Origin of the sequence: Polynucleobacter sp. VK25, from assembly GCF_018687355.1 — a bacterium.
Classification (GTDB): Bacteria; Pseudomonadota; Gammaproteobacteria; order Burkholderiales; family Burkholderiaceae; genus Polynucleobacter.
The window spans coordinates 935,436-947,646 of the sequence record NZ_CP061288.1 but is presented as its reverse complement, the minus strand read 5'-3'; the positions used below and the strand labels follow the sequence as shown (position 1 = coordinate 947,646).

The window sequence follows — 12,211 nt, the reverse complement described above, 5'->3', positions numbered from 1 at the left end:
TTACTGCTTAGTAGCTTGTGATTCGCTTTATTTTTTTGCCGGCAAGATTTGTACAAAGAACTCACCCTCTTTAATTAGACCGTGCTCAACACGAGCCCGCTCCTCAATTGCTCGGGTCCCATCTTTTAAGTCTTTAACATCGCCTGATAACTTGGCATTGCGCAAAGCCAAGAGACTATTTTTAGCCTCTTGTAACTCTACTTGGCGTTCCATCTCATAAACCTTTAGCCATCCACCCTTCCCCAACCAAAGTGGGTACTGAATTGCGATCAGCAATACCAGCATAGAGTAGATGACGATCCGCATAATCTATTAAAGGCTAGCGCTTGAGGTTATAAAAAACAGACTTACCTGGATAGGTAGCAACATCACCCAAATCCTCTTCAATACGCAAGAGTTGGTTGTACTTAGCAATACGATCAGAGCGTGATAAGGAACCAGTCTTAATTTGACCCGCATTGGTACCAACAGCGATATCTGCAATAGTACTATCTTCGGTCTCACCAGAGCGATGTGAAATTACTGCAGTGTAATTTGCACGCTTGGCCATCTCAATTGCGGCAAAGGTTTCTGTCAGGGTACCAATCTGGTTAATCTTGATCAAGATAGAGTTGGCGATCCCTTTATCAATACCCTCTTTTAGGATACGAGTGTTGGTAACAAATAAATCGTCACCAACTAGTTGAATATTCTTGCCGAGCTTTTTAGTAATGTCAGCCCATCCGTCCCAGTCGCCCTCATGCATACCATCTTCAATTGAAACAATTGGGAATTGATCGGCTAAATTACCGAGGTAATCTGAAAACTCACTTGAGCTCAGTTGCAGGCCTTCGCCAGATAAGTGGTACTTACCATCTTTATAGAATTCACTCGCAGCGCAATCCAAGGCTAATACGACATCTTCACCAGCTTGGTAGCCAGCACCTTCGATGGCCTTCATAATCGTCTGCAAGCACTCATGATTGCTCTTAAAGTTTGGGGCAAAACCACCCTCATCCCCAACGGTCGTTGGCATACCTTGAGCGCCCAAAATCTTTTTCAGTTCATGGAAAATTTCAGCGCCACAGCGTAATGCATCACGGAAATTTTCAGCGCCAACTGGCATCACCATGAACTCTTGGATATCCAAGCTGTTATTAGCATGTGCACCACCATTAACAATATTCATCATGGGTACTGGCAATTGCATGCCACCAGATCCACCAAAGTAGCGATATAAAGGCAAGCCAGCCTCTTCAGCAGCAGCTCTAGCAACGGCCATGGATACAGCTAAGGTTGCGTTAGCACCTAAGCGTGCTTTGTTGTGTGTACCGTCTAATTCAATCAAAGTGCGATCTAAAAAAGCTTGCTCGCTTGCATCCAAACCAAGAATAGATTCCGCAATCTCGATGTTGATATTTTGAACTGCTTTAAGGACGCCCTTACCTAAATAGCGTGTTTTATCGCCATCACGTAGCTCAATCGCTTCGCGTGATCCTGTGGATGCCCCAGAGGGTACAGCTGCACGGCCCATAACACCAGATTCAAGCAATACATCACACTCAACCGTTGGATTGCCACGTGAATCTAGAACTTCTCTACCGATAATGTCAACAATGGCGCTCATGCACCTTCTCCTTAAAACAATATGAAATGGATATAACTAATTTCTTAAAACTACTTAAAACTGTCTTCTAAAAATGACCCCGTTGACTTAACAACGCTGTCAATGGCCACCAATGATTCAAGCAGTTCTTTCATGCGATCCAGTGGAACCGCGTTAGGGCCATCCGATAAGGCTTTAGCAGGATCTGGATGAGTCTCCATAAAAAGACCGCTGATTCCAACCGCAACAGCAGCACGGGCTAGCACGGGTACAAATTCACGCTGACCACCACTGGAGCTACCCTGGCCGCCAGGAAGCTGAACTGAATGGGTTGCATCAAAGACTACTGGCGCTTTTGATTCACGCAAGATTGCCAAGCTACGCATATCCGATACAAGATTGTTATAACCGAATGAAGCGCCACGTTCGCACACCATAAATTGATCGGCGAGGTTTTTTTCGGCAGCAGCTACACGTGCCTTTTCAATCACGTTGAGCATTTCATGCGGCGAGAGAAACTGGCCTTTTTTGAAATTCACAGGTTTGCCGCTTTGAGCGCAGGCGCGAATGAAATCAGTTTGTCTGCATAAGAATGCTGGGGTTTGCATAACATCCACAACGCTTGCCACAGCAGAAATCTCGCTGATGTCATGCACATCAGTCAAGACAGGAACATCAACTTGTTTTTTGACCTTAGCAAGAATTTCCAAGCCCTTCTCCATTCCCAAACCACGGAATGAGGTTCCTGAAGAGCGATTGGCTTTATCAAAAGAAGACTTATAGATAAATGGAATCTTTAATGCAGTGGTAATTTCCTTTAGCTGGCCAGCAATATCAATGGCCGATTGCTCGGATTCAATAACACAAGGACCGGCAATCAAAAAGAAGCGGTGATCCAGACCAACATCAAAACCACAAAGCTTAAATGCGCTCATATTCTTCCTTTATGCAGCTTGCTTCTCAGCGGCTTTTTGGTGCTCAAGTGCAGCGCTAATGAATGCGGAGAACAAGGGATGGCCATCACGTGGTGTTGAAGTGAATTCCGGGTGAAATTGCACGCCAAAGAACCAGGGGTGGATGGATGCAGGCAGTTCCATCATCTCCGGCAACTCTTCATTGGGAGTTCTGGCAGAAATTATTAAGCCAGACTGCTCCAGTTGCGGCACATAAGTATTGTTAACTTCATAGCGATGGCGATGGCGCTCATTCACTTCAGCCCCATAAATGCGATGGGCTAAGGTGCCAGCCTTTACTGGACAACGTTGTGAGCCGAGACGCATCGTTCCACCCAGATCAGAGTCGTTTGTACGTTTTTCAACGTTTCCATCTCGATCAAGCCACTCTGTAATCAGAGCTACAACGGGTTGCTCAACTTGAGGATCAAATTCAGTACTGTTTGCTTTTGTAAGATTGGCAACATGGCGAGCAAATTCAATAACGGCCAATTGCATGCCCAAACAAATGCCTAAATAAGGCACATTGTTTTCGCGCGCATAACGAATAGCAGCTATCTTGCCTTCTGTTCCGCGCTTACCAAAGCCCCCGGGAACCAAAATAGCATCTAAATTTCGCAAACAATCGATGCCATCTTTTTCAATGACTTCGGAATCAATGTAGTTGATATTGACGCGTGTATGGGTATGAATACCAGCATGGCGCAAGGCTTCAATGAGTGACTTATAAGACTCAGTTAACTCAACATATTTTCCAACCATACCAATGGTCACTTCATGTTGCGGATTTGCCATTTCATAAACTAAATTCGCCCATACAGAAAGATCTGCTGGTTTAGCTTTGAGATCAAGTTGACGACAAATTAAATCATCCATGCCTTGTGCGTGCAGCATTTCAGGAATCTTGTAGATTGTGTCCACATCCCAAACAGAAATAACGGCTTCTTCACGAACATTTGAGAAGAGAGAAATCTTAGCGCGCTCATCCTCTGGAATAGGTCGATCTGCACGGCAGAGTAATACAGTTGGCATGATGCCAATCTCGCGAAGCTTTTGAACGGAATGCTGTGTTGGCTTAGTTTTTAACTCGCCAGCGCTATTAATGTAAGGCACGAGAGTCAGGTGGACAAAGGCGCAGTCATGCAAAGGAAGTCGCAGACTCATCTGTCTTGCCGCCTCTAAAAATGGTAGTGATTCGATATCACCGACTGTGCCGCCTATTTCGCAGATCGCAACATCCGCATTGCCTTCATGACTTGCTTTTGCACCGCGTTCAACAAAAGCCTGAATTTCATTTGTAATGTGCGGGATAACCTGAACCGTCTTTCCTAGGTATTCTCCGCGACGCTCTTTGCTGATTACAGATTCATAAATCTGGCCAGTGGTGAAGTTATTACTTTTACGCATCTTCGCAGAAACGAAGCGCTCATAGTGACCTAAGTCCAAGTCAGTTTCAGCACCATCTTCGGTTACAAAAACCTCACCGTGCTGGAGGGGACTCATTGTGCCCGGGTCAACGTTGATATAAGGGTCTAATTTTAGGAGGGTGACTTTCAGGCCGCGGGATTCGAGAATCGCGGCAAGCGAGGCAGCTGCGATTCCTTTCCCTAAAGAAGAAACCACACCACCAGTGACAAAAACGTATTTGGTCATCGCTTAAGCTCTGTTGGAAAAAGTAATTATAACGATAGAGGGCTATTAGATATAAATTTCAAATTCGGTAATATGGCAAGAATACCCATCTATCTGACCAATTTTTCCCCTTATGCGCCTTATATTTGCAATCATCCTCACCATCCTCTCGCTCTTCTATTTCCTACCCTTTGCAATTGCATTTAATAAGAAAAGGGCTAATTCCGGTGCTATTTTTGCCTTAAATCTCTTTCTGGGCTGGTCTCTTATTGGCTGGGTAGTGGCTCTTGTGTGGGCAATGAAGGATGAGCAGGTTTTATAGTTTTCGGCCTCCTTCGTCAAAAACCCTCTGGGCAACTCAATATTTCCGTAAAAACCCTAATATTTGGCTAAATTGCCCTTTTTTAGGGGAAATTTGAGACTCAAAGTCTTATATAAGACTTAAATAAACATCTATAATTTAGAGAATCGGGAGAAAATTCCCTTTTGGCCTTTCTATTGACCACTTTTACCTCATAGGAAACACAATGTTAGAAGCCTACAACGCCCAAGTTGCCGAACGAGCAGCCCTTGGAATCCCAGCCCTACCTTTGACCAAAGACCAAACTGCTGAATTGGTTAAATTGTTAAAAAATCCACCAGCTGGCAAAGAGACTGAACTCGTAGAGTTAATTACGAATCGTGTGCCTGCGGGTGTTGATGAGGCAGCTAAGGTAAAAGCTGAGTTTTTAGATGCCATCGCTAAAGGTACAGAAAAATCACCATTAATTTCTCGCGTACAAGCCACTGAATTATTAGGCACCATGCTTGGCGGCTACAACATCAAGCCATTAGTTGAGTTACTTGCTGATGCCGAGTGTGGCGCTGCAGCTGCTGATGCACTTAAGAAAACACTCTTGATGTTTGATTACTTCAACGACGTTCAAGAACTTGCTGAAAAAGGCAATGCTAATGCTAAAGCTGTAATGCAAAGCTGGGCAAATGCAGAGTGGTTTACTAGTCGCCCTGTAGTTCCAGAAAGCATGAAGCTTACCGTTTTCAAGGTAACTGGCGAAACCAATACAGACGATCTCTCCCCTGCACCAGATGCATGGAGTCGCCCTGATATTCCTTTGCATGCAACGATCATGTTAAAAAATCCACGTCCTGGGATTGAACCGGATGAGACTGGTGTTCGCGGCCCAATGAAGCAAATCGCAGCCCTGCAAAAAAAAGGCAATCAGATTGCATATGTTGGAGATGTGGTTGGTACAGGTTCTTCACGAAAATCTGCTACAAACTCTGTTCTCTGGTGGACAGGTCAAGACATTCCCTTCGTACCAAACAAGCGTTTTGGTGGTGTGTGCTTAGGCACCAACATCGCCCCAATCTTCTTCAACACCATGGAAGATTCAGGTGCGCTACCAATTGAATTAGATGTTTCCCAAATGAATATGGGTGACGAGATTGAGCTTCGTCCGTACGAAGGTAAAGTATTTAAAAATGGAAGCGAGATCACTAGCTTTGCTTTGAAATCCCCAGTGATTTTGGATGAAGTACGTGCTGGTGGACGAATTCCTTTGATTATTGGCCGCGGTTTAACTGCTAAAGCACGTGCCGCACTTGGCTTGCCTGCCTCTACAGAATTCCGCTTACCCGTCAATCCCACAGATAGCAAAAAGGGCTTTAGCTTAGCTCAAAAGATGGTTGGCCGTGCGTGCGGGGTGCCAGAAGGCCAAGGCGTTCGCCCTGGCACTTACTGCGAGCCACACATGACTACCGTTGGTTCGCAAGACACCACAGGCCCAATGACTCGCGATGAATTGAAAGACTTAGCATGCCTTGGTTTCTCATCCGATCTGGTGATGCAGTCCTTCTGCCACACTTCTGCCTATCCTAAGCCAGTTGATATTCGCACTCAACATGAGCTGCCACCATTCATGACCAATCGTGGCGGTGTTGCCTTACGTCCAGGTGATGGCGTGATCCATAGCTGGTTGAACCGTTTACTCCTTCCAGACACCTGTGGTACTGGTGGCGATAGTCACACTCGTTTCCCAATCGGTATCTCCTTCCCTGCTGGATCCGGCCTCGTTGCATTTGCTGCAGCTACCGGTGTAATGCCATTGGATATGCCTGAATCTGTATTGGTTCGCTTCAAAGGCAAGATGCAACCTGGCATCACTTTGCGTGACTTGGTTAATGCCATTCCTTTGTATGCAATTAAGAAAGGTTTGTTAACTGTTGAGAAACAAGGGAAAAAGAATATCTTCTCTGGTCGTATTCTAGAGATCGAAGGTCTGCCTGATCTGAAAGTTGAACAAGCTTTTGAATTATCTGATGCATCAGCCGAGCGTTCTGCTGGCGGCTGTACTGTTCACTTGAACAAAGAACCGATTATTGAGTACATGACATCCAACATCACATTGATGAAGTGGATGATTGCCAATGGTTATGAAGATAAGCGCACTCTTGGTCGCCGCATTAAAGCTATGGAAGCCTGGATTGCTAATCCACAACTTCTAAAGGCTGATGACAATGCTGATTATGCAGAGATCATTGAAATCAATATCGATGAAATCAAAGAACCAATTCTTGCATGCCCTAACGATCCTGATGATGTCAAAGTATTGTCTGAAGTAGCTGGTGACAAGATTGATGAAGTATTTATTGGTTCATGCATGACTAATATCGGTCACTTCCGTGCAGCTGGTCAAGTATTGCAAGGCAAGAAAGATATGCCAACCCGTTTATGGGTAGCCCCTCCAACCAAGATGGACGCTATGGTATTAATGGAAGAAGGCTACTACGGTATGTTGGGCGCTGCTGGTGCCCGCATGGAAAGCCCAGGCTGCTCCCTTTGCATGGGTAACCAAGCTCAGATCCGCAAGGGCTCAACTGCAGTATCAACCTCAACACGAAACTTTCCTAATCGTTTAGGTATTGATACACGCGTATATTTGGCTTCAGCTGAATTGGCTTCTGTTGCAGCCCTTTTAGGCCGCTTACCTACCCCTGCCGAGTATCTGGAGCAAGTGAAGGCGCTTGATGCTAAAGCCGGTGATGTTTATAAATACATGAGTTTTGACAAACTCAAGTCATTTAGTGATGTTGCAGACACTGTAACGGTTTAATGCAACAAAAGCCTCAGTCTTGAATAGAGGCTGAGGAATGAAAAAGGCGATCAATTGATCGCCTTTTTTGTTTTCTTAATTCGCAATCAGCTCAATCTGGTTTAGATGGAAAGCTTTAATTCCTGTCTTGCATTCTCACGACTAATTCCGGAAACCCATTTATTCGTTGGTAAACCTGTCTTCTCCAATATGAGCTTGGCCCGCCTAGATACATCTTTCCATTCTGCCTCTAGCTGTGGACCCTTAAATGCAATAGCTACAACATTGCAATCATGTGACTCCGGAAACAAGAGCACTCTATTGTTAAAAGCCTCGCAGATATTTCTTAAATTCACATCAAAACTTTTGTGACGCGAGAATAAATTTACCGTCATTACGCCAGGGCCTTTAAGGATATTGAAACAGCCTTTATAGAACTCTAAAGAGCTTGCTGAAGGTCCATCACATATTGCGTCATACAAATCGACTTGAACGGCATCAAACTGGTCTCGGTACTTTTTATCCTTCACAAATAACTTAGCATCTGCTTGGAGAGTTTCTAATTTACGGTCGTCATCGGGCGTAAAAAACATGGACCTTGCGGATACGATTACCGCAGGATTGAACTCAACGACAGTAGTCTTAACGGCTGGGCAATACCGATGCTGGAATTTAGTCAAGGCACCAGTTCCTAAGCCAAGCTGAGCAACACGCATCCCTGGCTTAGTCTCCAAGAATAGTAACCAGGCCATCATCTGCTGGTTGTACTCAAGATAAATCTCATCAGGATCACGCAAGCGCATGGCACCCTGAATCAGCTCAGTTCCAAAATGAAGATACCGAATCCCGCCACTTTCTGAAAAAGTGACCGGCTCCATTAAGTGCTCAGAAGACAACTTAATTTGCCCAACGACGGGCGTTTCGGAATAGACGCAACCATGGGCTGGCGCCATCTGGTGTATCCAACCATTCCGGTGGGCACCAGCTCATCTGAGCAGCTCTAAATACTCGCTCTGGATGGGGCATCATGACCATAAAGCGACCGTCTGGAGTGGTCACCCCAGTTAATCCTCCTGGCGATCCATTTGGATTCATGGGATAAGTTTCGGTTGGATTGCCCTGATGATCCACAAAACGGAATGCTGCTAAGCCCCGCTTTTGAATCTGCTCTAGATTTCCTTGTTGACTAAAGTTGGCAAATCCTTCGCCATGCGCAATCGCAATGGGAATCTGACTGCCTTCCATGCCTTGCGTGAATATGGATGGAGAAGCCATTACTTCGGCCATCACTAAACGCGCCTCATATTGCTCTGATTGATTACGAGTAAATTTAGGCCATGCCTCGGCACCAGGAATAATTCCGGAAAGATTGCTCATCATCTGGCAACCGTTACAAACTCCGAGCGCAAAGCTATCTTGGCGATTGAAGAATGTTGAAAATTGATCACGTAGCTGCTGATTAAACAGAATCGTTTTAGCCCACCCCTCGCCAGCACCCAATACATCACCATAACTAAAGCCACCGCAAGCAATGAGACCTCTGAAGTCATCTAACTTAGCTTTACCACTCAGTAAATCAGACATGTGAACGTCATAACTGTCAAATCCAGCCCAATTTACTGAATAAGCCATTTCCACATGAGAGTTAACACCCTGCTCTCGCAATATGGCCACTTTGGGACGTGCATTTTTAGATATGTATGGCGCTGAAATATCATCAGATGAATCAAACGTGAGCTTTGGGCTCATGCCTGGATCAGAGGTATTGTCTAAAATAGCAAATTCGCTATCTGCACAAGCAGGGTTATCGCGCAAACGAGCAATTTGATAGCTAGTATTAGTCCACATTTTCTGCAGAACTTCACGGGGCTCGGCAAAAATGTTCTTAGCGTCACGCCAAATTTCAATGCGACCGTTGGTGTTTGGCTTGCCAATTACATGGCTATAGGCACTTAAACCCAATTTTCTCAATACGGCAAAGACGGCATCGCGCTCATCTTTTCGAACTTGAATAACTGCGCCAAGCTCTTCGTTGAATAATGCACGCATTGTTTGTTCGTGACGACGGCCTGAAACCTGTTGTGCCCAATTTTTAGCATCGCCATAATCTGGTTCTTGCCCTGCATCCATGGCAATCATGTCTACATTAAGAGAGATGCCACTATGTGATGCAAATGCCATTTCAGCAACGCAAGCCAGTAAGCCTCCGTCTGAACGGTCATGGTATGCCAATAACTTGTCTTGTTTGCGAAGCTCAATAATGGCTTGGGCTAATGCCTTGAGATCTTCCGGATGATCAAGATCTGGCGCAATCTTTCCTGATTGATCCAGCACCTGGGCCAAGATACTTCCAGCCATACGATTCTTGCCACGTCCCAAATCAATCAAAATCAGCTCAGACTCTTGAGGCGATCCATCTTTAGCTTTTAATTGAAGAAGTGGCGTCAATGTCTTGCGCGCATCTTGAACTGAGGCGAAGGCTGAAATAATTAAGGAAACAGGTGCAACGACCTTCTTATCTTCCTTGTTGTCTCGCCAGGCTGTAGACATAGACAATGAATCTTTGCCAACTGGTATGGAAATGCCAAGTGCCGGACATAATTCCATGCCTACAGCTTTTACAGAATCATATAACTTGGCATCTTCACCAGGCGCGCCGCAGGCAGCCATCCAGTTAGCAGAGAGCTTTACGCTATCGAGGCTCGCAATATCAGCAGCTAATAGATTGGTAATCGCTTCACCGACTGCCATGCGAGCAGCCGCGGGTGCATCAATTACGGCCAATGGTGTTCTTTCACCCATGGACATGGCTTGGCCACGATAGCCCTTGTAATCCATCAGAGTAACAGCGCAATCTGCAACAGGAACCTGCCATGGACCAACAAATTGGTCGCGAGCATTTAAGCCGCCAACAGTTCTATCGCCAATCGTAATTAAAAATGATTTGCTTGCTACGGTAGGCTGTTGCAAGACCCAGGCAATCGATTGCGCTAAATCCGCATCAGTAACATCCAACTCTTTAAATTGTTGAGTCACTCTCGTGACATTGCGATGCATTTTAGGGGGCTTACCCAACAGAACCTCCATCGGCATATCAATGGGAGACGCGTCATCAGTACCAGCCACTTTATTGGTATCACTCAGTTTAAGCTGGCGCTCTGCTGTAGCCTCACCAACAACTGCAAATGGGCAACGCTCACGTTCACAAAACGACTTAAAGAGATCTAAATCTTTTTTATCAATAGCTAATACATAACGTTCTTGAGATTCATTGCACCAAATTTCCGCAGGACTCATGCCGCTCTCCTCAAGCGGCACGCTACGAAGCTTAAATGAAGCTCCTAAACCAGCACCATCAGCTAACTCAGGGAATGCATTTGATAAACCACCTGCACCAACATCATGAATAGAAACGATTGGGTTATGTTCACCAAGCGCGCGGCAAGCATTAATCACTTCTTGTGCGCGACGTTCCATCTCTGGATTACCACGCTGCACAGAATCAAAATCAAGGTCAGCAGTATTTGTGCCAGTTGCAACAGAGCTACCAGTAGCACCACCCATGCCGATACGCATACCAGGACCACCAAGCTGAATTAAAAGGTGACCTGATTGAATCGCTTTTTTCTCGGTATGGATTGAATCAATACTACCAATGCCACCAGCGATCATGATGGGCTTGTGATATCCACGACGCGTGCCATCTAAGGTTTGCTCAAAGACGCGGAAGTAACCACCCAAGATTGGGCGGCCAAATTCATTGTTAAATGCAGCGCCACCCAGCGGACCATCAATCATGATTTGTAAAGGTGTCGCAATGCGCTCGGGCTTGCCGTATTTCTCAGCCTCCCACGGAAAATCTGTACCGGGGATATTGAGATTGGAAACGGAGAAACCTGTTAAACCCGCCTTAGGGCGGCCGCCAATACCAGTAGCACCCTCATCACGGATCTCACCACCGGCGCCGGTAGATGCGCCAGGGAATGGCGCAATTGCTGTTGGGTGGTTATGTGTCTCCACCTTCATCAAGGTATGGACTAAACGCGTATCTTTTTTATAGAGTTGATTGCTGCCCTGCGGTGCCCAGGTTTCGGCTTCACAACCAACCATGACTGCTGAGTTATCAGAATAAGCAACAATTGTTCCTGCTGGTTGTAGCTGATGGGTGTTACGAATCATGGCAAATAAAGATCGCTCTTGATCATCACCATCAATTGTCCAACTGGAGTTAAAAATCTTATGGCGACAATGCTCACTATTTGCCTGGGCAAACATAATTAACTCAACATCAGAGGGATTGCGCTTTAGCTTAGTAAAGTTTTCAGCAAGATAGGCTACTTCATCATCAGATAAGGCAAGACCTAAATCTTGGTTGGCCTTATCAAGCGCCGCTCTGCCCTCAGTCATTACAGGGATACGCGCTAAGGGCTTATCCTCTAATGATTGATACAAGTTATTGGCAGCATCTGTTGAATCAATAACCGCTTCAGTCATTCTGTCATGAACCGCTGCAAGCACCAATTGTGTTTGCTCGGGAGTTAGCGCTTTTCTACTCTTCCATGCAAACTGAACACCACGCTCAAGACGCAATACATCCAAACCGCATTGGCGGGCTATATCCGTTGCCTTACTTGCCCAAGAAGAAACGGTGCCAAATCGTGGAATAACAATTGCGCCATGGCTGTCAGGCTTGTTATTGCCGAACCAAGTTTTCCCTGGATGAATTTTGGAATTAAATGGCTGCCCATAGGTCAATAGACTTGCTATGACCTCTTGGTTTTTGGCGCTAAGTTCAGCAGTCGACCAAATGAAATGAAGGAATTGAGCTTCGATGGACTCAAGATCAACCCCTTGTGCTGCCAGAGCGGCTAAAAGTCGCTGTTGGCGGAAGGGGGAAAGCGCATCAGCGCCAGGCAAAAAGTGGAAAAAAGACATCCCTAGATTATAAG

At 45.6% G+C, this 12,211-nt stretch carries 8 protein-coding genes; 2 read left to right on the top strand and 6 right to left on the bottom strand.

Going from position 1 to position 12,211, the window contains the following annotated elements; translation table 11 throughout:
* Positions 1–27: 27 nt before the first annotated feature.
* The 4 genes from ftsB to AOC21_RS04875 are packed head-to-tail and all read right to left on the bottom strand — an operon-like array spanning position 28 to position 4,191.
* Entirely contained in the window at positions 28–306 is a 279-nt protein-coding gene (gene ftsB, locus AOC21_RS04890; RefSeq protein WP_215392636.1) for a cell division protein FtsB, read from the bottom strand.
* Between the two features lie 13 nt (positions 307–319).
* The gene (gene eno, locus AOC21_RS04885; protein ID WP_215392635.1) at positions 320–1,606 is read right to left on the bottom strand and encodes a phosphopyruvate hydratase; all 1,287 of its coding nucleotides are present in this window, start codon (positions 1,604–1,606) and stop codon (positions 320–322) included.
* Positions 1,607–1,656: 50 nt separating this feature from the next.
* A complete protein-coding gene (gene kdsA, locus AOC21_RS04880) occupies positions 1,657–2,520 on the bottom strand; it encodes a 3-deoxy-8-phosphooctulonate synthase (RefSeq protein ID WP_215392634.1) in 864 nt (287 codons plus the stop codon).
* Positions 2,521–2,529: 9 nt separating this feature from the next.
* Complete coding sequence (locus tag AOC21_RS04875; RefSeq protein ID WP_215392633.1) at positions 2,530–4,191, bottom strand: CTP synthase; 1,662 nt, start codon at positions 4,189–4,191, stop codon at positions 2,530–2,532.
* A 112-nt stretch (positions 4,192–4,303) separates the two neighbouring features.
* Here AOC21_RS04875 and AOC21_RS04870 point away from each other — a divergent pair, with 112 nt between their 5' ends.
* On the top strand, positions 4,304–4,492 hold the full coding sequence (locus AOC21_RS04870) for a superinfection immunity protein (RefSeq protein WP_215392632.1): 189 nt from the start codon (positions 4,304–4,306) through the stop codon (positions 4,490–4,492).
* A 205-nt stretch (positions 4,493–4,697) separates the two neighbouring features.
* Positions 4,698–7,283 (top strand): bifunctional aconitate hydratase 2/2-methylisocitrate dehydratase, encoded by a 2,586-nt coding sequence (locus AOC21_RS04865; protein WP_215392631.1) that lies wholly within the window; start codon positions 4,698–4,700, stop codon positions 7,281–7,283.
* Between the two features lie 101 nt (positions 7,284–7,384).
* On the opposite strand, the gene AOC21_RS04860 is transcribed toward AOC21_RS04865, so the two are convergent.
* Positions 7,385–8,215 (bottom strand): spermidine synthase, encoded by an 831-nt coding sequence (locus AOC21_RS04860; protein WP_251371582.1) that lies wholly within the window; start codon positions 8,213–8,215, stop codon positions 7,385–7,387.
* Complete coding sequence (gene purL / locus AOC21_RS04855; protein WP_215392630.1) at positions 8,160–12,197, bottom strand: phosphoribosylformylglycinamidine synthase; 4,038 nt, start codon at positions 12,195–12,197, stop codon at positions 8,160–8,162. Before purL ends, AOC21_RS04860 begins: the two co-directional genes overlap by 56 nt.
* Positions 12,198–12,211 lie beyond the last annotated feature (14 nt).